At 69.8% G+C, this 25672-nt stretch carries 18 protein-coding genes, 1 tRNA gene and 1 pseudogene; 12 read left to right on the forward strand and 8 right to left on the reverse strand.

Annotation, left to right across the window (positions count from 1 at the left end):
• Nucleotides 1–17: 17 nt before the first annotated feature.
• Entirely contained in the window at nt 18–2738 is a 2721-nt protein-coding gene (gene polA, locus ACIA6C_RS00815) for a DNA polymerase I (protein ID WP_399271949.1), read from the reverse strand.
• A 146-nt stretch (nt 2739–2884) separates the two neighbouring features.
• Between polA and ACIA6C_RS00820 the strand changes: the two genes are divergently transcribed.
• From ACIA6C_RS00820 to ACIA6C_RS00855, 8 genes are all read left to right on the forward strand, one after another.
• Nucleotides 2885–5155: an FdhF/YdeP family oxidoreductase gene (locus ACIA6C_RS00820; protein WP_399271951.1), complete on the forward strand. Its 2271-nt coding sequence runs from the start codon at nt 2885–2887 to the stop codon at nt 5153–5155.
• Between the two features lie 58 nt (nt 5156–5213).
• Nucleotides 5214–5699, forward strand: coding sequence for a PaaI family thioesterase (locus tag ACIA6C_RS00825; RefSeq protein ID WP_399271953.1), 486 nt, complete (start codon nt 5214–5216; stop codon nt 5697–5699).
• A 235-nt stretch (nt 5700–5934) separates the two neighbouring features.
• Complete coding sequence (locus tag ACIA6C_RS00830; protein WP_399271954.1) at nt 5935–6351, forward strand: hypothetical protein; 417 nt, start codon at nt 5935–5937, stop codon at nt 6349–6351.
• A gap of 531 nt (nt 6352–6882) precedes the next feature.
• Complete coding sequence (locus tag ACIA6C_RS00835; RefSeq protein ID WP_399271956.1) at nt 6883–8118, forward strand: branched-chain amino acid ABC transporter substrate-binding protein; 1236 nt, start codon at nt 6883–6885, stop codon at nt 8116–8118.
• A gap of 109 nt (nt 8119–8227) precedes the next feature.
• Nucleotides 8228–9160, forward strand: coding sequence for a branched-chain amino acid ABC transporter permease (locus ACIA6C_RS00840; RefSeq protein WP_399271958.1), 933 nt, complete (start codon nt 8228–8230; stop codon nt 9158–9160).
• 5 nt (nt 9161–9165) lie between these two features.
• Complete coding sequence (locus ACIA6C_RS00845; RefSeq protein WP_399271960.1) at nt 9166–10896, forward strand: branched-chain amino acid ABC transporter permease; 1731 nt, start codon at nt 9166–9168, stop codon at nt 10894–10896.
• 4 nt (nt 10897–10900) lie between these two features.
• Complete coding sequence (locus ACIA6C_RS00850) at nt 10901–11887, forward strand: ABC transporter ATP-binding protein (protein WP_399271962.1); 987 nt, start codon at nt 10901–10903, stop codon at nt 11885–11887.
• Nucleotides 11884–12600, forward strand: coding sequence for an ABC transporter ATP-binding protein (locus ACIA6C_RS00855; RefSeq protein ID WP_399271964.1), 717 nt, complete (start codon nt 11884–11886; stop codon nt 12598–12600). The genes ACIA6C_RS00850 and ACIA6C_RS00855 overlap by 4 nt, the downstream gene beginning before the upstream one ends.
• Nucleotides 12601–12672: 72 nt before the next feature.
• On the opposite strand, the gene ACIA6C_RS00860 is transcribed toward ACIA6C_RS00855, so the two are convergent.
• Complete coding sequence (locus ACIA6C_RS00860; RefSeq protein WP_366080362.1) at nt 12673–13350, reverse strand: response regulator; 678 nt, start codon at nt 13348–13350, stop codon at nt 12673–12675.
• Nucleotides 13351–13425: 75 nt separating this feature from the next.
• Between ACIA6C_RS00860 and ACIA6C_RS00865 the strand changes: the two genes are divergently transcribed.
• The 3 genes and pseudogenes from ACIA6C_RS00865 to ACIA6C_RS00875 all read left to right on the forward strand — a co-directional run bounded on the left by ACIA6C_RS00865 (nt 13426) and on the right by ACIA6C_RS00875 (nt 14872).
• Nucleotides 13426–13500: transfer RNA gene (locus ACIA6C_RS00865), tRNA-Leu, on the forward strand.
• 110 nt (nt 13501–13610) lie between these two features.
• Nucleotides 13611–14219 (forward strand): annotated as a pseudogene (locus tag ACIA6C_RS00870) (transcriptional regulator).
• Nucleotides 14220–14446: 227 nt separating this feature from the next.
• The gene (locus ACIA6C_RS00875; protein WP_399271966.1) at nt 14447–14872 is read left to right on the forward strand and encodes an ester cyclase; all 426 of its coding nucleotides are present in this window, start codon (nt 14447–14449) and stop codon (nt 14870–14872) included.
• Between the two features lie 119 nt (nt 14873–14991).
• Here the strand turns inward: ACIA6C_RS00875 and ACIA6C_RS00880 are convergent, their stop codons facing one another.
• From ACIA6C_RS00880 to ACIA6C_RS00890, 3 genes are all read right to left on the reverse strand, one after another.
• Complete coding sequence (locus ACIA6C_RS00880) at nt 14992–15711, reverse strand: hypothetical protein (protein WP_399271968.1); 720 nt, start codon at nt 15709–15711, stop codon at nt 14992–14994.
• Between the two features lie 174 nt (nt 15712–15885).
• Nucleotides 15886–17313 (reverse strand): pyruvate kinase, encoded by a 1428-nt coding sequence (gene pyk, locus ACIA6C_RS00885; RefSeq protein ID WP_361136046.1) that lies wholly within the window; start codon nt 17311–17313, stop codon nt 15886–15888.
• A 145-nt stretch (nt 17314–17458) separates the two neighbouring features.
• A complete protein-coding gene (locus ACIA6C_RS00890; protein WP_361136043.1) occupies nt 17459–18163 on the reverse strand; it encodes an SIMPL domain-containing protein in 705 nt (234 codons plus the stop codon).
• A gap of 129 nt (nt 18164–18292) precedes the next feature.
• Here ACIA6C_RS00890 and ACIA6C_RS00895 point away from each other — a divergent pair, with 129 nt between their 5' ends.
• Nucleotides 18293–20107 carry a bifunctional metallophosphatase/5'-nucleotidase gene (locus ACIA6C_RS00895; RefSeq protein WP_399271971.1) on the forward strand — a complete coding sequence of 605 codons (1815 nt, stop codon included), beginning with the start codon at nt 18293–18295 and terminating at the stop codon, nt 20105–20107.
• Nucleotides 20108–20128: 21 nt separating this feature from the next.
• On the opposite strand, the gene ACIA6C_RS00900 is transcribed toward ACIA6C_RS00895, so the two are convergent.
• From ACIA6C_RS00900 to pepN, 3 genes are all read right to left on the reverse strand, one after another.
• The gene (locus tag ACIA6C_RS00900) at nt 20129–21538 is read right to left on the reverse strand and encodes a lysine N(6)-hydroxylase/L-ornithine N(5)-oxygenase family protein (RefSeq protein ID WP_399271973.1); all 1410 of its coding nucleotides are present in this window, start codon (nt 21536–21538) and stop codon (nt 20129–20131) included.
• Nucleotides 21510–22949, reverse strand: a complete 1440-nt coding sequence (locus tag ACIA6C_RS00905) for a pyridoxal phosphate-dependent decarboxylase family protein (protein ID WP_399271975.1) — start codon at nt 22947–22949, stop codon at nt 21510–21512. The genes ACIA6C_RS00900 and ACIA6C_RS00905 overlap by 29 nt, the downstream gene beginning before the upstream one ends.
• Before the next feature lie 185 nt (nt 22950–23134).
• Complete coding sequence (gene pepN, locus ACIA6C_RS00910) at nt 23135–25648, reverse strand: aminopeptidase N (protein WP_399271977.1); 2514 nt, start codon at nt 25646–25648, stop codon at nt 23135–23137.
• Nucleotides 25649–25672 lie beyond the last annotated feature (24 nt).

Here is a 25672-nt window from a genome sequence, read left to right on the forward strand (position 1 = left end):
GGCGGCGGTGGCCGCGATCAGTGCGCGGCGGACTCCCAGTCGGGGCCGACGCCCACGGACACGTCGAGCGGGGCGCGCAGTTCGACGGCGGCGGCCATCTCGCGGCGCACCAGCGCCTCCACCTTCTTGCGCTCCCCGGGGGCGATCTCCAGCACGATTTCGTCGTGGACCTGGAGCAGCATGCGCGAGGTGAGCCCGGCCTCGGTGAGGGCCCGGTCGACGCGCAGCATCGCGACCTTGACGATGTCGGCGGCGGTGCCCTGGATGGGGGCGTTGAGCGCCATCCGCTCGGCGGCCTCGCGGCGCAGCCGGTTGTCGCTGTTGAGGTCGGGCAGGTAGCGGCGGCGGCCCAGAACCGTCTCGGTGTAGCCGGTGGCGCGGGCTTCCTCCACGACGCGCTGGAGGTAGTCGCGGACCCCGCCGAACCGCTCGAAGAACGTCTCCATCAGGCCCCGCGCCTCGGCGGGTTCGATGTTGAGCTGCTGCGAGAGGCCGAAGGCGGACAGCCCGTAGGCCAGGCCGTACGACATGGCCTTGATCTTGCGGCGCATCTCCGGGTCGACGCGGTCGCGCTCCACCGCGAACACCTGGGAGGCGACGGTGGTGTGGAGGTCCTCGCCCGACAGGAACGCCTCGATCAGGCCCTCGTCTTCGGAGAGGTGGGCCATGACGCGCAGCTCGATCTGGCTGTAGTCGGCGGTCATCAGGGACTCGTAGCCCTCGCCGACGACGAAGCCCCGGCGGATGGCCCGGCCCTCGTCGGTCCGCACCGGCACGTTCTGCAGGTTCGGGTCGGTGGAGGACAGGCGCCCGGTCGCGGCGACGGTCTGGCTGAAACTGGTGTGCACGCGGCCGTCGGCGGCGATCGACTTGACCAGGCCCTCGACGGTGACGCGCAGCTTGGCCTGCTCCCGGTGCCGGAGCATGATCACCGGGAGTTCGTGGTCGGTCTGGGTCGCGAGCCAGGCCAGGGCGTCCGCGTCGGTGGTGTAGCCGGTCTTGGTCTTCTTCGTCTTGGGCAGGTCCAGCTCGCCGAAGAACACTTCCTGGAGCTGCTTGGGCGAGCCGAGGTTGAATTCGTGGCCGACGGCCGCGTGCGCTTCCTTCACCGCCTGCTGCACGGCCCCGGCGAACTGCTGCTCCATGCCTTCGAGGTGGTCGCGGTCGGCGGCGATGCCGGCGCGTTCCATGCGGGCCAGCAGTTCGGAGGTCGGCAGTTCCATGTCGTGGAGCAGCCGGGCGGCGCCCACCTCGGCGAGCTTGCCGGTGAAGGCCTCGCCCAGGTCCAGGACGGCGCGGGCCTGCGCCATCAGGGCCTCCGCCTCCGCGGTCTCGTCGGCGCCGAAGGCGAGCTGGCCGTCGGCGGCGGCCGGGGCGAGTTCCCGGTGCAGGTACTCGTTGGACAGGGCGTCCAGCGCGAAGGAGCGGCGGCCGGGCTTGACCAGGTAGGCGGCGAGCGCGGTGTCCATGGTGACGCCCGCGAGGCTCCAGCCGTGTTCGGGGAAGACCCGCATCAGGCCCTTGGCGTTGTGCACGACCTTGGGCTGGGCAGGGTCGGCGGCCCAGGCGGCGAAGGCACGCTCGTCCGCCTCGTCCAGCTCGGCCGGCTCGAACCAGGCGGCGGGCCCGCCGGCCGACGCCAGCGCGATCTCGCTGATGTTGCCCTGGCCCAGGCCCCAGCTGTCGACGGTCGACACGCCGAGCGCCTCACCGGCGTGGCGCTCCAGCCAGGGGCCGAGCTCGCCCGCATCCAGCACGGACCCGTCCAGCTCCACCCCGGCGGCCGGGGCGGGTGCCTGCGCCTCGGCGGCGCCCGGGTCCATCGCCAGCAGCCGCTCGCGCAGCGAGGCGTTGCGGATCTCCAGCACGTCCAGCACCCCGGTGACCGCGGCGCGGTCGTAGGGGACGCGCGCCAGGTCCGCGGGGGCCTTGGTCAGCTCGACGTCCTTGACCATCTCCGTCAGGACGCGGTTGAGCTTCACCGACTCCAGGTGGTCGCGGAAGTTCTGCCCGGCCTTGCCCTTGACCTCCTCGGCGCGCTCCACCAGCTCCTTGAACGACCCGAACTGGGTGATCCACTTGGCTGCGGTCTTCTCGCCGACGCCCGGGATGCCCGGCAGGTTGTCGGACGGGTCGCCGCGCAGCGCCGCGAAGTCCGGGTACTGCTGCGGGGTGAGCCCGTACTTCTCCTCGACCTTCTCCGGGGTGAAGCGGGTCAGCTCGGAGACGCCCTTGGTCGGGTAGAGCACGGTGGTGTGCTCGGAGACGAGCTGGAAGGAGTCCCGGTCGCCCGTGACGATCAGCACCTCGAAGCCCTCGGCCTCGGCCTGCGTGGCCAGCGTCGCGATCACGTCGTCGGCCTCGAAGCCGTCGACCGCGAACCGGGGCACGTTCATCGCGTCCAGGAGCTCGCCGATCAGCTCGACCTGCCCCTTGAACTCGTCGGGCGTCTTGGAGCGGTTCGCCTTGTACTCGGGGAACTCCGTCGCCCGCCACGTCTTGCGGGACACGTCGAACGCCACCGCGAAGTGCGTGGGCGCCTCGTCGCGCAGCGTGTTCGCCAGCATCGACGCGAAGCCGTAGATGGCGTTGGTCGGCTGGCCCGTCGCGGTCGTGAAGTTCTCCGCGGGCAGCGCGAAGAACGCCCGGTACGCCAGGGAGTGCCCGTCCATGAGCATCAGGCGGGGGCGGTCCGCTGCGGTCGGCTGGTCGGTCTTCTTCGATGCTGAATCTGCCACGCCTCCGATCCTAGGCGTCCCCTGTGACAATCCCCGACGGCAGCTCTCGCCGTCCGGGATGTCGGCGGGGCGTGGCAGGATCGCATGGATACGCGAATACGCGCGGCCCCGCCGACGCGATGCCCGACTGCTCAAAGGGGAGCGACATGGCCACCAAGCCGCCCGCAGGTGATCCCGTACAGGACGCGCCGCAGGTCGCGCCCCCCAAGCACGCCGCGGCCGGCCTGCCCGCGATCGGGCACACCCTCAAGATCGCCGGGCAGCAGATGGGCCTGGCCCGCACCGCCCGCACCCTGCTCAAGGTCAACCAGAAGGACGGCTTCGACTGCCCCGGCTGCGCCTGGCCCGAGGGCGACAAGCGCCACACCGCCGAGTTCTGCGAGAACGGCGCGAAGGCCGTCGCCGAGGAGGCGACGCTGCGCCGGGTGACCCCGGACTTCTTCGCCGAGCACCCGGTGTCCGAGCTCGCCGCCCGCAGCGGCTACTGGCTCGGCCAGCAGGGCCGCATCACCCAGCCGATGTACCTGGCGGAGGGGTCCGACCACTACGAGGCGGTTCCCTGGCAGCGCGCCTTCGAGATCATCGCGCAGGAGCTGCACGCGCTCGGCTCCCCCGACGAAGCCCTCTTCTACACCTCCGGCCGCACCAGCAACGAGGCGGCCTTCCTCTTCCAGCTCTTCGCGCGCGAGTTCGGCACCAACAACCTGCCGGACTGCTCCAACATGTGCCACGAGTCCTCGGGCTCCGCACTGAACGAGACCATCGGCATCGGCAAGGGCAGCGTCTCCCTCGAAGACCTCCACCAGGCCGACCTGATCATCGTCGCCGGGCAGAACCCGGGCACCAACCACCCGCGCATGCTCTCCGCCCTGGAACAGGCCAAGTCCTCCGGCGCGAAGATCATCTCGGTGAACCCGCTGCCCGAGGCCGGCATGGAGCGGTTCAAGAACCCCCAGACCCCGCTGGGCATGCTCAAGGGCACCGCGCTGAACGACCTGTTCCTCCAGATCCGCATCGGCGGCGACCAGGCCCTCTTCCGCCTCCTGAACAAGCTCGTCATCGAAGCCGGCGGCGCCACCGACGAAGCCTTCATCCGCGAGCACACCCACGGCTACGAGGAGTTCGCGGCCGCCGCCAAGGAAGCCGACTGGCAGGAGACCCTCACCGCCACGGGCCTGACCCGCCCCGACATCGAACGCGCCCTGGCCATGATCCTCGCCTCGGAGCGCACCATCGTCTGCTGGGCCATGGGCCTCACCCAGCACAAGCACGCCGTCGCCACCATCCGCGAGGTGGTGAACCTGCTGCTGCTGCGCGGCAACATCGGCCGGCCCGGCGCGGGCGTCTGCCCCGTCCGCGGCCACTCCAACGTCCAGGGCGACCGCACCATGGGCATCTTCGAACGGCCCGCACCCGCCTTCCTCGACGCCCTCGACGCGGAATTCGGCATCACCTCGCCCCGCCACCACGGCTACGACGTGGTCCGCTCCATCGAGGCCCTGCGCGACGGCAAGGCCAAGGTGCTCTTCGCCATGGGCGGCAACTTCGTCGGCGCCACCCCCGACACCGAGGTCACCGAAGCCGCGATCCGCCGCGCCGCCCTGACCGTCCACGTCTCCACCAAACTCAACCGCTCCCATGCCGTCACCGGCAGGCGCGCCCTGATCCTGCCCACCCTCGGCCGCACCGACAAGGACGTCCAGGCGAGCGGCAAGCAGTTCGTCACGGTCGAGGACTCCATGGGCATGGTCCACGCCTCCCGCGGCAACCTCGCCCCCGCCTCCCCCCACCTGCTCTCCGAACCCGCGATCGTCGCCCGCCTGGCCCGCGCGGTGCTCGGCGAGGCCTCGCGCACCCCGTGGGAGGAGTTCGAGAAGGACTACGCCGCCATCCGCGACCGGATCTCGCGCGTCATCCCCGGCTTCGAGGACTTCAACGCCCGCGCCGCCCGCCCCGGCGGGTTCCGCCTCCCCCACGCGCCGCGCGACGAGCGCCGTTTCCCCACCAAGACCGGCAAGGCCAACTTCACCGCCGCGCCCGTGGAGTACCCCGAGGTCCCGGCGGGGCGGCTGCTGCTGCAGACCCTGCGCAGCCACGACCAGTACAACACCACCATCTACGGCCTCGACGACCGCTACCGCGGCATCACCGGCGGCCGCCGCGTCGTCATGGTCCACCCCGATGACGCGGCCGAGCTGGGGCTCGCCGACGGCTCCTACACCGACCTCGTCGGCGAATGGGCCGACGGCGTGGAGCGGCGCGCCCCGGGCTTCCGCGTGGTGCACTACCCGACGGCCCGCGGCTGCGCCGCCGCGTACTACCCCGAGACCAACGTGCTGGTCCCGCTGGACTCCACCGCCGACACCAGCAACACCCCCGCGAGCAAGTCCGTCGTCGTGCGCTTCGAACCGGCCTGATAGAACGACCCCAGGACAAGATGGTTAACGAACGTTGACACACGAACGGAGCCGGCCCATGGGCGAGCAGCACGCAGTGAAGTTCCCGCAGGAGGTCCTCGACGAGTACGCGGCCCTGGGCGTCGACCTGCCCGCCCTGTTCTCGGCGGGCGACCTCGGCGAGCGCATGGACATCCGCATCCTGGAGGCCTCGGCCGACCGCGTGGTGGGCACCATGCCCGTCAAGGGCAACACCCAGCCCTACGGACTCCTGCACGGCGGCGCCTCCGCCGTCCTCGCGGAAACCCTCGGCTCGGTCGGCGCGATGATGCACGGCGGCATCAACAAGATCGCCGTCGGTGTCGACCTGAACTGCACCCACCACCGCGGCGCCCGCTCCGGCCTGGTCACCGGCGTCGCCACTCCCGTACACAAGGGCCGCTCCACCGCCACCTTCGAGATCGTCATCACCGACGACCAGGACAAGCGCGTCTGCACGGCCCGCCTCACCTGCCTCCTGCGCGACACCGCCCCCGCCGGCGAGGCCGCGGGAACCGGCTCCTGACCCCGACCCCGTCATGACCCGCCCTCGGGCCCGGGCCCCGCCTCCTCGAAGGCGGCCCCGGGCCCGCGGCACTCCCGCCCGACGGTATCCGGCCCGCGCCGCACCGCGCCCAGTCCCCTCCCGCACCACCCACGCCACCCGCACCACCGCCGCCGGCCGCCCGGAATCCGCCAGTCCGCCCCCGTTGCGCCCGCGGCTGTTGTGTCACCGAAGGTGACCGCTTACCGTCCCTCCCATGGGCATCCCGCCACGCACAGCCGCCCGGTACTGCGCCGCCGCCCTCCTGTGGACTCTCACCCTTTCCGGTTGCACCACCTCCGCCCCCCGCCCCACACCCGCCCCAGCGGACCCGAGCCCCAGCTCACCTGCGCAGATCTGCGCGAGCCTGGTCTCGTACTGGGTCGAAGAGACGCTCAAGGGCGGCAAGTGGGCCGGACTCGACTGGGAGCAGAAGGGCTTGTCCAACGAGCAGTACGCGATCCACGAGGACGCCGTCGCGGCCGGCCGGGCCGAAGAACGAACAGCCGGACTGAACAAGGCACTTGAGGCCGCCGACCGCGTCGTCGCGCAACGCTGCGCGGCCCAGAACGGGGCGACGTGGAGCTCCGAGAACTGGCGACCCCCGAGCGCGGGCACCCGCTCCCCGGAGTGACCGGAATCCCGTGCGTGCTGTCCGGCTTCCGGGCACCGTCGTGCCGAAGACGGAACCGCAGGTCACGTCCGGTGCGCACCGACCCCGAAGATCGACCGGAGCGAAGTGGATCAAGAACTGCAATTACCTTCAGTAATGCGCACGCCCCACAGAATCCCCTTTTTCCCTGCCGGAATGGCACCGCGCGGATTCCTGCGGACACACGCTGCGACATTTACCGCGACAGCGCCGGTGACAGGAGCATGAGCCCCTCAAGCGCCTTAGATGCACTGCCAATTCTCAGCATGCGGACGTTCTCGCAGGTGACTAAACGTCCGATCTGTCCACACTCTCACCACACATTCTTGGCCTTGGCATAACAAGACAGTCACATCCTCCTTTCTCCGCTCCCCGCGCTCGCCACCCCCGCCTAGAGTCACGGCCAGTCACCGCGCCGCAGGGCGCGACCAGCACGGCCGTGGACATCCCAGTGCGGCCCGGCGACCCAACGGCACCTCATCTGAGGGGGCCGCGCCAGGGAAAGGAAGAATCGTGCGACACCGTTCTCTGCTCGTCCTCACCACCGTGATCACCACGGGAGCACTGACCCTCACCGCTTGCGGATCGCGCGACGAGGCGAAGGGCGGGGACAAGGCCGACGGCTCCAAGACCGTCGTCGTTATCGGCGTGGACGCGCCCCTCACCGGCTCGCTCTCCGCACTCGGCCAGGGAATCAAGAACTCCGTTGACCTCGCGGCCAAGACGGCCAACAAGAACAACGAAGTCCCCGGCATCGAATTCAAGGTCGAAGCCCTCGACGACCAGGCAGTTCCCGCCTCCGGCCAGGCCAACGCCACCAAGCTCGTAGGCAACAAGGACGTCATCGGCGTCGTCGGCCCCCTGAACTCCGGCGTCTCCCAGTCCATGCAGGGCGTCTTCGCCGCCGCCAACCTGGCGCAGGTCTCCCCCGCCAACACCAACCCCTCGCTCAGCCAGGGCGACAACTGGGGCAAGGGCGAGTTCAAGCGCCCCTTCAAGACGTACTTCCGCACCGCCGCCACCGACGTGGTCCAGGGCAAGTTCGCCGCCCAGTACCTCTTCAAGGACGCCGGCAAGAAGAAGGTCTTCGTCGTCGACGACAAGCAGACCTACGGCGCCGGTCTCGCCGCGATCTTCTCCGACGAGTTCAAGAAGCTCGGCGGCGAGGTCGTCGGCACCGACCACGTCACCGTGAAGGAGACCGACTTCTCCTCCACCGCCGACAAGGTCAAGAGCTCCGGCGCCGACTCCGTCTACTTCGGCGGCCAGTACCCCGAAGGCGGCCTGCTCGCCGACCAGGTCAAGAAGACCGGAGCCAACATCCCGCTCATGGGCGGCGACGGCATCCAGGACCCCGCCTTCATCACCGCTTCCGGCGAAGCCAACGAAGGTGACCTCTCCACCTCCATCGGCTACCCGGTGGAGAAGCTGGACACGGCCAAGACCTTCATCGCCGACTACAAGGCGGCCGGCTACAAGGACCCGTACGCGGCCTACGGCGGCTACTCCTACGACGCCGGCTGGTCCGTCATCCAGGCCGTCAAGGCCGTTGTCGCCGCCAACGGCGGCAAGCTGCCCACCGACGCCCGCGCCAAGGTCGTCGACGCCCTCGCGAAGGTCTCCTTCGACGGCGTGACCGGCAAGGTCGCCTTCGACCAGTACGGCGACACCACCAACAAGCAGCTCACGGTCTACAAGGTCGAGGGCGGCAAGTGGGTCGACGTCAAGAGCGACACCTTCAACCAGTAACACCCGCGCTCCGACCGCCTGACCCACACCAAATGAACCAGCCCGCGCGAGGGCGCAAACAGCGCCCTCGCGCGGAGTCATATCCGACACGCTCATCGGAGGCCCTGCGGTGCACGAACTGCCGCAACAGCTGGCCAACGGCCTTGCCCTCGGTGCCCTTTATGGCCTCATAGCCATCGGGTACACCATGGTCTACGGCATCGTCCAGCTCATCAACTTCGCCCACGGCGAGATCTTCATGATCGGCGGCTTCGGTGCCGTCACCATCTACACCGCCCTCCCGAGCGGGACCTCGTTGCTGGTGGCGATACCGATCATGATCGTCGGAGGCGCCCTCGCCTCCGTAGCCGTTGCCACCGCCGCGGAGCGGTTCGCGTACCGCCCCCTCCGCAACGCACCCCGACTGGCCCCGCTCATCACCGCGATCGGCCTGTCCATCGTCCTCCAGCAGCTCGTCTGGGGCTTCTACCCCGACGCCAAGAAGGCCGTCAGCTTCCCCGAGTTCACCGGCGCGGCCTTCAAGATCACCTCGAACCTCTCCATCCAGCGCTCCGACGCGTTCGTCCTGATCCTCGCCCCGCTCTGCATGCTCGCCCTCGGTGTCTTCGTCCAGAAGAGCCGCAGCGGCCGCGCCATGCAGGCCACTGCCCAGGACCCGGACACCGCCAAGCTGATGGGCATCAACACCGACCGCATCATCGTCATGGCCTTCGCCATCGGTGCCGCGTTCGCCGCCGTCGCAGCCGTCGCCTACGGCCTCGACAAGGGCCAGATCAACTTCGAGATGGGCTTCATCCTCGGCCTCAAGGCCTTCACCGCAGCCGTCCTCGGCGGCATCGGCAACATCTACGGCGCCATGGTCGGCGGCATCGTCCTCGGCCTCGCCGAAGCCCTCTCCATCGCCTACATCGAACACATCCCCGGCATGCAGCAGCTCGGCGGTGGCGCCTGGTCCAACGTCTGGGCCTTCGTGCTCCTCATCGTCGTCCTCCTCGTGCGGCCACAAGGCCTGCTCGGCGAACGCGTCGCGGATCGGGCGTGAGAACCATGACCAACGAAGCCACCACCCTGGACACCACCGCGGCCGGCAACGCCGCCGTAACCTCCCGCACCGCCCTGCTCTACGCCATCATCGGCGGCAGCCTGGTCGCGATCGTCTCCACCTTCCTCGCCTGGACGTGGACCACCCAGTTCCCCGGTGACCTGACGATCTACGGCAATCCCGCCCCCCTCCAGATCCTCACCCTTGTCGGCGCCGTCCTGACCGCCCTGCACGCCCTCTCCGCCCTCGGCGTCAAGGGCCTCGGCTGGCTCACCCCCGCCGGTTCCCGCAAGGCCCTGTCGATCCTCACCCTCGGCACCTTCGCGACCGCGCTCTACACCGTCCTCGCCATCGCGTGGGTCCTCGGCGGCCTCGTCCACCTGGAACCCGGCGCCTACGTCGCCGTCATCGCAACCCTCGTCCCGGCCCTCGCCGCGTACAAGCTCCCCGACGACACACGGAAGCCGGCCCCGGCCCGGAAGCTGCCTTCCTGGGCCGAGATCCTGATCATCGTCGCCGTCTTCGCCGTCGGCCTCTACGTGATCACTTTCGGCATCGGCACCGACGACAAGGAACCGCAGCTCTTCACGGCGTACCTCATCCTCGTCGCCTCCGCCGCCTTCGCCCTCACCAAGTCCGGCCTCAACGCCCGACTCTCCGCGATCACAGCGAACAACCGGCAGATCACCGTCATCGCCGCCTTCGTCGCCGCCATCGCCTTCCCCCTCACCCAACAGGGCGGCGACACCTACACGCTGATCGCGGTCAACATCCTGATCTTCGCGACCGTCGCCCTCGGCCTCAACGTCGTCGTCGGCCTCGCCGGCCTCCTCGACCTCGGCTACGTCGCCTTCCTCGGCGTCGGCGCCTACACCGCGGCCCTGGTCTCCGGAAGCGCCTCCTCCGCCTTCCACATCCAGTTCCCCTTCTGGGCCGCCGTCCTCACCGGCGCCCTCGCCTCCCTGGTGTTCGGCGTCATCATCGGAGCACCCACCCTCCGCCTGCGCGGCGACTACCTCGCCATCGTCACCCTCGGCTTCGGAGAAATCTTCCGCATAGCCATGGGCAACCTCGACGGCGTCTCCGGCCCCAAGATCACCAACGGGCCGAACGGCATCACCAACATCCCCGACCTCGAACTGTTCGGCTGGAACTTCGGCGAAGCCCACACCGTCTTCGGCATCGAACTCGGCGCCTACGCCAACTACTACCTGCTCATGCTGCTCGTGATGGTCCTCGTGGTCGTCGTCTTCAGCCGGGCAGGCAGCAGCCGCATCGGACGCGCCTGGGTCGCCATCCGCGAAGACGAGACCGCCGCCACCGCCATGGGCATCAACGGCTTCCGCGTCAAGCTCATCGCCTTCGCCCTCGGCGCCACCCTCGCCGGCCTCGCCGGCACCGTGCAGGCCCACGTCCAGCACACCGTGGTCCCCGAGATGTACCAGTTCGCCGGCCCCGTGCCCCCGAACAGCGCGTTCCTCCTCGCCGCCGTCATCCTCGGCGGCATGGGAACCATCCGAGGCCCCATCCTCGGCGCCTCTCTCCTCTTCCTGATCCCGGCCAAGCTGTCCTTCCTCCAGGACTACCAGCTCCTCGGCTTCGGCATCGCCCTCATCATCCTCATGCGCTTCCGCCCCGAAGGCCTCATCGCCAACAAGCGCGCGCAACTCGAGTACCACGACGACACCGCTGACCAGGCCCCCACGGACCTGGCCACCGCCAAGGCGGGGGCGTAACACCATGACAACCACCACCGAAAACACCACCCCCGACGCCGCCACCCCGGCCGGCGAAACCGTCCTCGAAGCCAGCGGCGTCACCATGCGCTTCGGCGGCCTCACCGCCGTCCGCTCCGTCGACCTCAAAGTCAACGCGGGTGAAATCGTCGGCCTCATCGGCCCCAACGGCGCAGGCAAAACCACCTTCTTCAACTGCCTCACCGGGCTGTACGTCCCCACCGAGGGCACCGTCAGCTACAAGGGCACCGTCCTGCCGCCCAAGCCCCACCTCGTCACCAAAGCCGGCATCGCCCGCACCTTCCAGAACATCCGACTCTTCTCCAACATGACCGTCATGGAGAACGTCCTCGTCGGACGCCACACCCGCACGAAGGAAGGCCTCTGGTCGGCCCTCGTCCGCGGCCCCGGCTTCAAGAAGGCCGAAGCCGCCAGTGAAGCCCGCGCCATGGAACTCCTGGAATTCATCGGCCTCGAACACAAGGCCCAGCACCTGGCGAAAAACCTCCCCTACGGCGAACAGCGCAAGCTCGAAATCGCCCGCGCCCTCGCCAGCGACCCCGGCCTCCTGCTCCTGGACGAGCCCACGGCCGGCATGAACCCCCAGGAAACCCGCGCCGCCGAAGAGCTCATCTTCGCCATCCGCGACATGGGCATCGCCGTCCTCGTCATCGAGCACGACATGCGCTTCATCTTCAACCTCTGCGACCGCGTCGCCTGCCTCGTACAAGGCGAAAAGCTCATCGAAGGCACCGCAGCCGAAGTGCAGGGAGACGAGCGCGTCATCGCCGCATACCTCGGCGAACCCTTCGAAGGCGACCCCGGCGCAGCCGAAGCCGCCGAAGTAGAGGCTGCCGAAGCCCACGCGGAAGCCGAGGAAGCACACACGGCCTCCGCCAACGGAGCGACCGCCGATGCGGCCGACGCGGAAGCCACCGCCGACACGCCCGCCGACACCAGCACCACCAGCACGGACGGAGAGGCCAAGTGACCGCGCTGCTCAAGGTCGAAGACCTCAAAGTCGCCTACGGCAAGATCGAAGCCGTCAAGGGCATCTCCTTCGAAGTCAACGAAGGTGAGATCGTCTGCCTCGTCGGCACCAACGGCGCCGGCAAGACCACCACCCTGCGCACCCTCTCTGGGCTGCTCAAGCCCGCCGCAGGAAACATCACCTTCGACGGCAAGCCCCTCGCCAACGTCCCCGCCCACAAGATCGTCGCCATGAAGCTGGCCCACTCCCCCGAGGGACGCCACATCTTCCCCCGGCTGACGATCACCGAAAACCTTCAACTCGGCGCGTTCCTCCGCACCGACAAGGAGGGCATCGAAAAGGACATCCAGCGCGCCTACGACCTCTTCCCCATCCTGGGAGAGCGCCGCAAGCAGGCCGCCGGCACCCTCTCGGGCGGCGAACAGCAAATGCTCGCCATGGGCCGCGCCCTCATGTGCCAGCCCAAGCTGCTCATGCTGGACGAGCCGTCCATGGGCCTGTCCCCGCTCATGATGCAGAAGATCATGGCCACGATCGTCGAACTCAAGGCCACAGGCACCACGATCCTGCTCGTCGAGCAGAACGCCCAGGCCGCCCTCTCACTGGCCGACCAGGCCCATGTGATGGAGGTCGGCAAGATCGTGCTGTCCGGCACCGGCCAGGAACTCCTGCACAACGAGGACGTCCGCAAGGCCTACCTCGGCGAGGACTGACCCCTCCGCCTTACAACGCCGTGAGGCCCGCCACCGTCACCCGGTGGCGGGCCTCACGCGCGTTCCACGCCCCTACTTGGCGGCGTTCTGCTTCTTCTCCTCGGCGTCCTCGATGACCGCCTCGGCGACCTGCTGCATGGACATGCGACGGTCCATGGACGTCTTCTGGATCCACCGGAACGCGGCCGGCTCGCTCAGCCCGTACTGGGTCTGCAGGATGCTCTTCGCCCGGTCCACCAGCTTGCGGGTCTCCAGGCGCAGCGAAAGGTCCGCGACCTCCTTCTCCAGCGCCTTCAACTCGGCGAAACGGGAGACGGCCATCTCGATGGCCGGGACGACGTCGCTCTTGCTGAACGGCTTCACCAGGTACGCCATCGCCCCGGCGTCGCGGGCCCGCTCCACGAGGTCGCGCTGCGAGAAGGCGGTCAGCATCAGGACCGGCGCGATGGACTCCTCCGCGATCTTCTCGGCCGCGGAGATCCCGTCGAGGACCGGCATCTTCACGTCGAGGATCACCAGGTCGGGCCGGTGCTCCCGGGCCAGCTCGACGGCCGCGGCCCCGTCCCCGGCCTCACCGACGACGGAGTACCCCTCCTCTTCGAGCATCTCTTTCAGGTCGAGACGGATGAGCGCCTCGTCCTCGGCGATGACGACGCGGGTCGTCAGCGGCGGAACGTGCGACTGGTCGGCGTCGGGCGTGGGCGTCGACTCGTGCTCGGCGGTCACGGGTGGCTCCTCGTTGCGGGGCATTACAGCTCCCATGAGCCTACCGAGCTGCGGTAAGGTGGTGGCGCAGCGGGTCGGGGATAACCTTCGATTCGTCGGGCCCCGGTAGCCCAATTGGCAGCAGGCGATGGATTCAAAACCCATTCAGTGTCGGTTCGAGTCCGACCCGGGGCACTTTTCCTTTCTTTCGAAGGTCACGCGAGAATCGCGTGACCTTCACTCGTATCGGCGAAGTCCGCAAAAGTACCCCCCACGGGCCGGACGCGCACGTCAGCGTCGGTCACATGTACGACTTGATGACGAGGGAGCGGGCCCTCTCCTTGCTCGCCGACGGACGCAGTCTGAATTCCGTCAGCAAGGCAGCCCCCACCCGCGGGGCGGGTACCACCTCCGGATCGCCTGTGCGGATGCGTGGCCGGGCCTCATAGAGCAGTGCCGGTCGGCGATCGCGGCCGTCCGCCCCGGCGACAGGGACCTACCTCCTGCAACGGCAAGGGCACGTGTCCGTCACCAGCTACGGGCGGCACTGGCCGTGCCTGTTCCCCCAGCACGGGCCCGGCAAGAAGCACGAGCGGCGGATCCTCCTGAAAGGCTGGCAGCAGGAGATCGTCGACGCCCACCCCTGGGAGTTCGTCCGGGGGCTGATCCACTCCGACGGATGCCGGGTCACCAACTGGACCCTGCGCAACGGCAAGCGGTACGAGTACCCGCGGTACTTCTTCACCAACAAGTCCGACGACATCCGTCGGCTCTGCACGGACACCCTCACCCAGGTCGGCGTGCGGTACACCGTCCTGGCCCGGGGCAGTGACCCCTTCAACGTCTCGGTCGCCCGCAGGGCCTCCGTGGCCCTGATGGACGCGCACATCGGGCCCAAGTACCAGGCATGGTGATCGTGTCGTACGCCGCGAAGCGGCCGTGCGGCGCAAGTGGCACCCCAGCCGAGACCGGGGCCGGCTCGTTCAGATTGCGGCTTCGGGACCCCCTCGCAGACGGTCGCGGACCGTCGGCTGTTTCGCCAATCAGCGTGCAGACGTAGCCAGTTGGGCGCTATCCGAGTGGGCGTGTCATGGCGGTAGGATTTCGGCCACCAGTCCATGATCAACAGGGGGAGGCCGGCGTGGTGGGCGACAACGAGAAAGTGGTCCGGGGGTTCTTCGAGGCGGTGAGCGAGCGTCGGCTCGAAGACCTGCCTCAGTTCATGGCGCACGACGTCGTGGACCACAACAAGATCATCCATGGTGAGGCCGACTCGCCGGGGGCGGCCTTCGAGGGTCTGCGTCAGCAACTCGCCGCGTTCGATCCGCTCACCATCCGCGTGGAGGAAGTGATCTCCGCCGGCGAGAGGGTCGTTGCCCGCCTCACCCAGCGCGGTGTCAATGGCGGCGCACACCCCCGCATGCCCGAGCCGACCGGCCGGTCTTTCGAGAACGAGGCGATCTGGGTCCTCTGCGTGCGGGACGGCAAGATCTCCGAGATCCGCGCCGTGAGCGATCGGCTCGGCCTCTTCTTGCAGCTCGGCTGGGAGTGGCCGCAGACCGACTAGGGCCGATCCGGGCGTTGCTGGAGGATCCGCCCCCGGCGGCGGATGCGGTGCGTCGCCGAGCGCCCGGCGCCGGGCCTGGCCCTGATGGGGGCCGCCTTCCGGCCCGGCGCGGAGAGGGCCTAGCCGAGGTGGACCGCCACGCCGCACAGGCCGCGGCCGGTCCGGGCGGCCGTGCGCCAGACGCGGAGCGGGCCGTCGAGGACGGACTCCTCGCGGTCCGCGTAGTCCAGCCAGTCCTGGGTGTCGGCGAGGGCCCGCTCGGCCGGGCTGAAGGACAGGGCACGTTCCACGTCGGGGAGGAACTGGCGGGTCTGGGTGGAGGTGAGGAGGAAGTTTCCGCACCAGCCGGGAAGCAGGGCCGCGCGGGCGGGGCCGATGGCGTGGAAGAGGGAGGCGACCGGGTACTGCTTGGAGTGGACCGAGATGAAGATGTCCGCGTGGTCTTGCCCTTCCCAGACGTCGTCGACGACATAGAACGCCGGGTCGGTGGTGCCGTCACAGACGGCATCGACGTGGCGGCCGGGGGCGGTGAGTTCGCGGAACGAGTCGACCGCGGTGTCCTGTGGGCTGCCGGCTGGGGCGTACCAGGTGTGGTGGTCGGGGAGCGGGGTTCGCTGCCATCGCCGCCAGCGGCGTCGGGTTTCGGGGTGGATGCTGTCGGCTCGCATGGCGGGCAGTAGCCGTGGGGCGAGTTCGGCGATGGTGTCGTCGGTGTGGGTGGTGATGGCCCATGCGCTGGTGAAGCCCATGGTGTGACGGTAGCGACCGGGTCTGACAGCGGGGTTCGGGGCGGCGGGTGGCCAGGGGAGGCCGCTGTTGCCGTCCAGGTTGGCGATCATGCGGCGGAGGGTGTTGCTGGTGGTGGCGTAGGTGGAGTCGTCTGTGCCTCGTCCTAGAGGTGGTCCTTGATCGCCGTGCCGGCGACGGTAGGACCGCGGCGCCGCTCGCGGTCCGAGGGGGGCAGGGGGGCGCGGCCGCGTCGGGCGGGACGGGCCCGACGCGGTGGGTCGGGGTCAGCGGACGGCGTCGCCGATGTGGTGGACGCGGACGAGGTTGGTGGAGCCGGTGACGCCGGGGGGTGAGCCGGCGGTGATGACGACGATGTCGCCGGGTACGCAGCGTCCGATCCGCAGGAGTTCTTCTTCGACCTGGTCGACCATGGCGTCGGTGGAGTCGACGTGCGGTCCGAGGAAGGTCTCGACGCCCCAGGTGAGGTTGAGCTGGGAGCGGGTGGCGGGGTCGGGGGTGAAGGCGAGGAGGGGGATGGGTGAGCGGTAGCGGGAGAGGCGGCGGACGGTGTCGCCGCTCTGGGTGAAGGCGACGAGGAATTTGGCGCCGAGGAAGTCGCCCATTTCGGCGGCGGCGCGGGCGACGGCACCGCCTTGGGTGCGGGGTTTGTTGCGTTCGGTGAGCGGGGGGAGGCCCTTGGCGAGGATGTCCTCTTCGGCGGCTTCGACGATGCGGGCCATGGTGCGTACGGTTTCGACGGGGTGTTTGCCGACGCTGGTTTCGCCGGAGAGCATGACGGCGTCGGTTCCGTCGATGATGGCGTTGGCGACGTCGGAGGCCTCGGCGCGGGTGGGCCGGGAGTTTTCGATCATCGAGTCGAGCATTTGGGTGGCGACGATGACCGGCTTGGCGTTGCGCTTGGCGAGTTTGACGGCGCGCTTTTGGACGATCGGGACTTGTTCGAGTGGCATTTCGACGCCGAGGTCGCCGCGGGCGACCATGATGCCGTCGAAGGCGGCGACGATGTCGTCGATGTTCTCCACCGCCTGCGGCTTTTCGATCTTCGCGATGACGGGGAGCCGGCGGCCTTCTTCGTCCATGATGCGGTGGACGTCCTCGATGTCGCGGCCGCTGCGGACGAAGGAGAGGGCGATGATGTCGGCACCTGCGCGCAGGGCCCAGCGGAGGTCGTCGATGTCCTTCCCGGAGAGGGCGGGGACGGAGACCGCGACGCCGGGGAGGTTGAGTCCCTTGTGGTCGGAGACCATGCCGCCTTCGATGACGAGGGTGTGGACGCGGGGTCCGTCGACGCCGGTGACCTGGAGGGTGACGCGGCCGTCGTCGACGAGGATGCGTTCGCCGGTGGTGACGTCCGCGGCGAGGCCCTTGTAGGTGGTGCCGCAGGTGTGGCGGTCGCCTTCGTGGTCTTCGACGGTGATGGTGAATTCGTCACCGCGTTCAAGGAGTACGGGTCCTTCGTGGAAGCGGCCGAGTCGGATCTTCGGGCCTTGAAGGTCGGCGAGGATGCCGACGCTGCGGCCGGTCTCGTCGGAGGCCTTGCGCACCCGCTGGTAGCGCTCCTCGTGTTCGGCGTAGGTGCCGTGGCTGAGGTTGAATCGGGCGATGTCCATTCCGGCTTCGACCAGGGCTTTGATCTGGTCGTATGAGTCGGTGGCGGGTCCCAGGGTACAAACGATTTTTGCTCGGCGCATGAGGCGAGCGTATGCCCCTACCAGAGAGTAGGAAATTGGTTCCGGGTGTCCACTCAACAACCTTTGGGCAAAAGGTTGTTGACATTTGTTGAATGTGCGTGGGGGTGCTCTGATGAGCACCCCCGGAACACCGGTGGGGCGGGTTTCAGAGCTGGGGCGGGGTCATGGTGAAGCGGGCGTTCACCTGGGCGTAGACGGTCTGGCGCTGGGGTTCGAGGTCGAGAGGGGGCGCGCCGGCGTCTTCGGCGGCGGCGCCGTAGGCCATGGTGCGCATGCCGGCACCCGGGGGGAGGCCGTAGGGGGTGGCGTCTTCGGCGCCGAGGTCGGCGAGTTCGACGAGGGCGGCGAGTCGTGCGCCGAGGGCTTCGGCGTATTCGCGGGCGCGCTGGACGGCTTCGAGTACGGCCTGGCGGCGGGCCTGGCCGTGGGCGGGTGAGGTGGGGCGCAGGGCCCACCAGGGGCCGTCGACGCGGGTGAGCTCGAGGTCGGCGAGGCGGGTGGTGAGTTCGCCGAGGGTGGTGAAGTCGCTGAGTTCGGCGGTGATGTTGACGCGGCCGTGGTAGGCGCGGACGCGGTCGGCGCGGCCGTGGCGGGTGAGTTCGGGGGTGATGGAGAAGGAGCCCGTTTCGAGTTTTTCGACGGGGTCGCCGTAGCTCTTGATGAGGTCGAGTACGGCGTTGTTGCGGCGGGTGAGGTCTTCGAGCGCGGTGCGGCGGTCGGTGCCGCGGGCGCCGACGGTGATGCCGATACGGGCGATTTCGGGGTCGACTTCGAGTCGGGCTTCGCCGCGGACCGCGACGCGCGGGACTTCGGGGGTTCCGTAGGGCTGGTGCGTGGCGTCCTGAGTCATGGTTTCACTCTCGCACTGTCGCCCGTACGGGTGTGGTCATCGGATCGAAACCTGGTGGGGGTGTTGTGCCTTGTTACCCGTGGGTCAGAATCTACGCGCGTTGTATACGCCTCAGACAGGGGAGATGGCATGGCGTTCGACCGCAGGACATTTCTGGGTACTTCGGCTGCGACGGGTGCGGCCGTGGCGCTGGCGGGGGCCGCGGGCACCCCGGCCGCGGCCGCGGTGAGCTCGCAGCAGCCGGGGAACGAGCCCGGGCCGCGTACGTACACGTTCACGGTGATGGGGACGACCGATCTGCACGGGAACGTCTTCAACTGGGACTACTTCACCGACAAGGAGTTCGACGACAAGGCCCACAACGACGTCGGTCTCGCGAAGATCTCCACGCTGGTGGAGCGGGTGCGGGCGCAGAAGGGCCGTCGCAACACGCTGCTGATCGACGCGGGTGACACGATCCAGGGCACGCAGCTCGCGTACTACTACGCGAAGGTGGATCCGATCACCGCGCGCCGGGGCCCGGTGCATCCGATGGCGCAGGCGATGAACGCGATCGGGTACGACGCGGCGGCGCTGGGCAACCACGAGTTCAACTACGGCATTCCGGTGCTGCGCAAGTTCCAGGAGCAGTGCCGTTTCCCGTTGCTGGGGGCGAACGCGCTGGACGCGAAGACGTTGCAGCCGGCGTTCCCGCCGTACAGCATGCACCGGTTGCGGACCCCGCACGGGCGGGATGTGAAGGTGGCGGTCCTGGGGCTGACGAATCCGGGTATCGCGATCTGGGACAAGGCGAACGTGCAGGGGAAGATGACGTTCCCCGGGCTGGAGGAGCAGGCGGCGAAGTTCGTGCCGCGGCTGCGTTCGATGGGCGCCGATGTCGTGATCGTGGCGGCGCACTCGGGTTCGAGCGGTACGTCGAGCTACGGGGACCAGCTGCCGTACATCGAGAACGCGGCCGGGCTGGTGGCGGAGCAGGTGCCGGGGATCGACGCGATCCTGGTGGGTCACGCGCACACGGAGATCCCCGAGTACCGGGTGAAGAACAAGGCGACCGGCAAGGACGTGGTGCTGTCCGAGCCGTTGAAGTGGGGGCAGCGGCTGACGCTGTTCGACTTCGAGCTGGTGTGGGAGCGGGGCCGCTGGTCGGTGGCGAAGGTCGGGGCGCAGGTGCTGGACTCGAACACGGCGGTGGAGGATCCGAAGATCACGCGGTTGTTGTCGGACGAGCACCGCAAGGTCGTCGCGTACGTGAACCAGGTGATCGGTACGTCGGTGCAGGCGATGTCCTCGGCGGAGGGTCCGGTGAAGGACGTCCCGATCATCGATCTGATCAACCACGTGCAGGCGGAGACGGTGAAGGCGGCGCTGGCGGGTACGCAGTGGGCGGCGCTGCCGGTGCTGTCCCAGGCGTCGTGTTTCTCGCGGACGGCGTCGATCCCGGCCGGCCAGGTGACGATCAAGGACGCGGCGGGGCTGTACCCGTTCGAGAACACGCTGGAGGCGCGGCTGCTGACGGGTGCGCAGGTGAAGGACTACCTCGAGTACTCGGCGCGGTACTACGTGCGGACCGCTCCGGGTGATGTGGTGGATCCGGCGAAGCTGACGAACTCCGAGAACGTTCCGGACTACAACTACGACGCGGTGTACGGGCTGACGTACGACATCGACATCGCGCAGCCGGTGGGGTCGCGGATCACGGGCTTGTCGTTCCAGGGCAAGCCGCTGGATCCTGCGGCGCGGTTCGTGTTCGCGGTGAACAACTACCGGGCCTCGGGCGGGGGGAACTTCCCGCACGTCCCGCAGGCCGGGCAGCTGTGGTCGAACTCGGAGGAGATACGCAACACGATCATCCAGTGGGTGAAGGCGAAGGGGACGATCGACCCGGCGCAGTTCGCGTCGGTGGACTGGCGGCTGACGCGGGCCGGGGTGCCGGTCTTCGCGTAGCCGGTGTGGCCTCGGCCGCCGTCAGGGGTGCTCGACCAGCGGGAGCAGTTCGCTCGCGGGGTGCGGACGGGCGTGTTCCCGCTGTTCGAGGCCGAAGGTGGTGAAGGCGGTGCGGGCGGGCTGCGGGTAGGCCTCTTTGCCGGTGAGGGTGTTCAGGATGGCGGCGCTGCGCCAGGCCGCGAGGCCGAGGTCGGGGGCTCCGACGCCGTGGGTGTGGCGTTCGCCGTTCTGGATGTAGACGCTGCCGGTGATGCTGGGGTCGAGGAGCATCCGGTAGCGGTCGTCGATGCGGGGGCGGCCGGAGGAGTCCTTGCGCAGGTACGGGTCGAGGCCGGCGAGGAGGCTGGTGAGGGGGCGTTCGCGGTAGCCGGTGGCGAGGACGACGGCGTCGGTGGTGATGCGTGAGCGGGTGCCCTGCTGGGTGTGTTCGAGGTGGAGTTCGACCTTGGTGGTGGCGACGCGGCCGGCCGTGCGGACGCTGACTCCGGGGGTGAGGACGGCGTCGGGCCAGCCGCCGTCGAGGGTGCGGCGGTAGAGCTCTTCGTGGATGGCGGCGATGGTGTCGGCGTCGATGCCCTTGTGGAGTTGCCATTGGGCGGGGACGAGCCGGTCGCGGACGGGTTCGGGCAGGGCGTGGAAGTAGCGGGTGTAGTCGGGGGTGAAGTGTTCCAGGCCGAGCTTGGAGTACTCCATGGGCGCGAAGGACGGGGTGCGGGCGAGCCAGGTGAGGCGTTCGCGGCCGGCGGGGCGGGCGCGGAGCAGGTCGAGGAAGACCTCGGCTCCGGACTGGCCTGATCCGATGACGGTGACGTGTTCGGCGCCGAGGATGCGTTCGCGGTTGTCGAGGTAGTCGCAGGAGTGGATGACGGGGACGGTGGGGGCTTGGGCGAGGGGGCGCAGGGGTTCGGGGACGTGGGGGGCGGTGCCGATGCCGAGGGCGAGGTTTCGGGTGTAGGTGCGGCCGAGGGCCTCGGCTTCTCCGTCGGCGTCGAGTTGGGTGAAGTCGACTTCGAAGAGGTCGCGTTCGGGGTTCCAGCGGACGGCGTCGACCTGGTGGCCGAAGTGGAGGCCGGGGAGGCGGCCGGCTACCCAGCGGCAGTAGGCGTCGTATTCGGCGCGTTGGATGTGGAACCGCTCGGCGAAGTAGAACGGGAACATGCGTTCCTTGTGCCGGAGGTAGTTGAGGAAGCTCCAGGGGCTGGTGGGGTCGGCGAGGGTGACGAGGTCGGCGAGGAAGGGGACTTGAAGGGTGGCTCCGTCGATGAGGAGTCCGGGGTGCCAGCGGAAGTCGCGGCGCTGGTCGTAGAAGGCGGTGGCGAGTTCGCCGGTTCCCTGCCGGGGCAGGCCCTGGGCGAGGGCGGCGAGGGAGAGGTTGAAGGGGCCGATGCCGATTCCTACGAGGTCATGGGGTGCTTCGGGCTGCGCGGTCATCGGTGGGTGCTGCCTTCCGGGAGGTGGTCGGGGCCAGGAGGGTGACGAGGGCTTGCAGGTCCCGCTGCGTGGTGTGGGGGTTGAGGAGGGTGGCTTTGAGCCAGAGGCGGCCGTCGGCGGTGGCGCGGCCGAGTACGGCGCTGCCGTCGAGGAGGAGGGTGCGGCGTAGCGCCGCGAGCTGGTCGTCGTCCGTGGGGGTGGGGCGGAAGAGGACCGTGCTGATGGTGGGGTGCGCGTGGAGTTCGAAGCCGGGGTGGGCGTCGAGGAGTTCGGCGAGCCGGTGGGCTGCGGCGCAGGTGAGGTCGATGAGGTGGGCGAGTCCGTCGCGGCCGAGTGAGCGCAGGGTGGTGGCGATCTTGAGGGCGTCGGGGCGGCGGGTGGTGCGCAGGGAGCGGCCGAGGAGGTCGGGCAGGCCGGCTTCGGTGTCGTCGGTGGCGTTGAGGTAGTCGGCCTGGTGGGCGAGGGGGGCCAGCAGGGCGGTGTCGGGGACGGCGAGGAGTCCTGCGGCGACGGGTTGCCAGCCGAGTTTGTGCAGGTCGAGGGTGAGGGAGTGGGCGCGGGAGAGGCCTTCGACCTTGGCGCGGTGTCGGGGGCTGAGGGCGAGGAGGCCCCCGTAGGCGGCGTCGATGTGGAGGTCGGCGCCGTGCTGGTGGCAGAGGTCGGCGAGGGGGCCGAGGGGGTCGATGAGGCCGGCGTCGGTGGTGCCGGCGGTGGCGGCGACGAGGACGGGCCCGGTGGTGCGGTGGAGGGCCTCGGCGACGCGGTCGGGGTCGAGCGTCCCGGTGGGGGTGGGCAGGGCGATGGCGGGGGGCAGGCCGAGGAGCCATGCGGAGCGGGGGACGGAGTGGTGGGCGTTGGTTCCGTGCAGGACGGTGAGGCGGGGTCCGTGGCGTTCGCGGGCCAGGAGGAGGGCGAGCTGGTTGGCTTCGGTGCCGCCGGTGGTGACGAGGGCGTCGGCGTGGGGGGTGTCGTAGAACTCGGTGGCGAGGGTGCGGGTGAGGAGCGCTTCGACGGCGGAGGCGGCGGGGGCCTGGTCCCAGGAGTCGAGGGAGGGGTTGAGGGCGCTCGCGGCGAGGTCGGCGGCTGCGGCGACGGCCAGCGGCGGGCAGTGCAGGTGCGCGGCGCACAGGGGGTCGGCGGGGTCCGCGGCGCCGGCGGTGAGGGTGTGGACGAGGGTGCGCAGGGCTTCGTGGTCGCCGGTGCCGTGGGCGGGCAGTACGTCGCCGAGTGCGGCTCGGACGCGGGCGGTGACGGCGGCGGGGCCGCCGGCGGGCAGGGGTCCGCCGCGTTCTTCTGCTCCGGTGCGCAGGGCGTCGAGGACGGTGTCGAGGAGGGGCCGCAGGGCGTCGGCGCCGCCGGGACCGCCGGCGAGCGGGGGCGGGGGCGGCGGGGTGCCGGGCGGGCTGGTCATCGGGTTGTCCTTCGAACCGTGGCTGGGCGGGGACAGCCTCGTCCCCGCCCAGCACAACGATCAGCCCCGAATGGGGTAACCGCCGGGGTGCGTCGGATTGCCCCGCACGGGTGGGGTGTACGGCCGGGTGTTCGACCGGCGGCCCTGCCGCGCGGGGCGGTGGCGGCGGCGGTGGCGGTGGTGCGTCAGCCCGCGGTGCGTACGCGCAGGGCGCGGGCGAGGTCGTCGAGCTGGTCGACGAGCCTGCGCCGCAGCAGGGGGATGAGTTCGGGGTCTTCCAGGCAGGCGCGCCCGGCGCGCAGGTTGTCCTCGTCGACGGCGTGGGCGGGGAAGGCCCAGCGGCCGGCGGCGTCGCCGATGGCCGGTCCGCGGCGGGCGGCGACGGCCATCGCCGCGGGGTAGTAGCGCGGGACGTAGTCCTGGACGAGGTCGGCCTGTTCGGGCTGCCAGAAGCCCTGGGCGGTGGCGCTGAACAGGTAGTTGGACAGGGTGTCGTCGTGGAAGAGCCGGTTCCAGGCGGCTTCCTTGGCTTCGGGGTACGGCAGTGCGGCGCGGCAGCGGGCGGCGCCTTCCTCGCCGGTTGCGGTGGGGTCGGCGGAGAGGGCGGCGGCGATGTCGCCCTCGCCGATGGCGCCGAGCACGGCGAGCCGGGCCAGGATGCGCCAGCGCAGTTCGGGGTCGAGTTCGGGTCCGCCGGGCACGGTGCCGTCGGCGAGCCAGCCGGCGAGGGTGTCGGGCTGGGTGGCGCTGTCGATGTGGACGCGTACGGCGGCCAGGCGCAGGCCGGGGTCGGAGCCGTCCTCGGTGCGGCGCAGCAGGGCGCGGGCGGTGTCGGTGATGGTGGCGAGGGCGGCGGGGCGTTGCGCGGGGGCGACGTAGCGGGCGGCGATGTGGGTGCGGGCGAAGGCGAGTACGCCCTGGACGACGGCGAGGTCCTGCTCGTCGGGCAGGTGTGCGCGGGCGGTCTCCAGGTATGCGGCCGGTTCGAGTTCGCCGTCGCGGACCATGTCGCGCAGGGAGTTCCACACGACGGCGCGGGTGAGCGGGTCGGGGAGGGCGGACAGGCCGCGCAGGGCCGTTTCGACGGAGGTGGCGTCGAGGCGGATCTTGGCGTAGCCGAGGTCGCCGTCGTTGAGGAGGAGCAGGGCGGGGCGGGGGCCGCTGACGGAGAGGACCTCGTCGGTGGGGACGTCGATGTGGAGGCGCTCGCGCGGTTCGAGTGCGCGGCGGCCCGGTACGCGGTCGTAGAGGCCGACGCCGATGTGGTGGGGGCGGCTGCCGTGGTGGTCGACGGTGAGGGTCCAGCCGGAGGCGTTCTCCTCGATGCGGGGGCTGAGGGTGTCGACGCCGGTGGTGCGCAGCCACACGTCGGCCCAGGCGTGGACGTCGCGTTCGGTGTGGGCGGCGAGGGAGTCGACGAAGTCTGCGAGGGAGGCGTTGGCGAACTTGTGGCGGGTGAAGTGGGTGTTGATGCCGGCGAGGAAGTCCTTCTCGCCGAGCCAGGCGACGAGCTGGCGCAGTGCGGAGGCGCCCTTGGCGTAGGAGATGCCGTCGAAGTTGAGAAGGGCGGAGGCGGTGTCGGGGACGGCGTCGGGGGCGACGGGGTGGGTGGAGGGCCGCTGGTCGGCGTCGTAGCCCCAGGGCTTGCGTTCCATGCCGAACTCGGTCCAGGTGCCGGTGAAGCGGGTGGCTTCGACGAGGGTCTGGTAGCCCATGTACTCGGCGAAGGACTCGTTCAGCCAGATGTCGTCCCACCAGCGCAGGGTGACGAGGTCGCCGAACCACATGTGGGCCATCTCGTGCGCGATGACCATGGCGCGGCGCTGGCGTTCGGTGTCGGTGACGGCGGAGCGGAAGATGAATTCGTCGCGGAAGGTGACGAGGCCGGGGTTCTCCATGGCGCCCGCGTTGAATTCGGGGACGAAGGCCTGGTCGTAGGAGTCGAAGGGGTACGGTTCGGCGAACTTCTCGTGGTAGCGGTCGAAGCAGTCCTTGGTGACGGAGAGGATCTCCTCGGCGTCCGCGTCGAGGTGGGGGGCCAGGGAGCGCCGGCAGTGGATGGCGAAGGGCAGTCCGGCATGGTCGGTGCGGACGCTGTGCCAGGGACCGGCGGCGACGGCGGCGAGGTAGGTGGAGATGACGGGGGTGGGGGCGGAGGTCCAGATGCCGGCGCCGTCGCGGTCGCGGTCGCCGGTGCGGGTGGTGACGCCGTTGGCGAGGACGTACCAGTGGGAGGGCGCGGTGACGGTGAACTCGAAGACGGCCTTGAGGTCGGGCTGGTCGAAGGCCGGGAAGACGCGCTGGACGTCGTCCATGAACATCTGGGTGTAGACGTACGTCTCCCCGTCCTCGGGGTCGGTGAAGCGGTGCAGGCCCTCGCCGGTGCGGGAGTAGCGCATGCGGGCCTCGACGCGCAGTTCGTGGGGGCCTTCGGCGAGGCCGGTCAGCGGGAGGCGGCTGCCGTCGAGGGCGGCGGGGTCGAGGGGCCGGCCGTCGAGCTCGACGGAGCGCAGTTCCTCCGGTTTCAGTTCCAGGAACGTGTCACCGGGGGTGCGGGCGCTGAACCGGATGACGGTCGCGGAGTCGAAGGTCTCGTCGCCGGTGGTGAGGTCGAGGGTGACGGCGTAGTGGTGGACGTCGAGGAGCTGGGCTCGGAGCTGCGCTTCGTCGCGCGTCAGTGCGGAGGACATGGGGCCCATGCTGCCGGATGCGGCGGCCGGGCC

The organism is Streptomyces sp. NPDC051578, assembly GCF_044454045.1.
GTDB lineage: Bacteria > Actinomycetota > Actinomycetes > Streptomycetales > Streptomycetaceae > Streptomyces.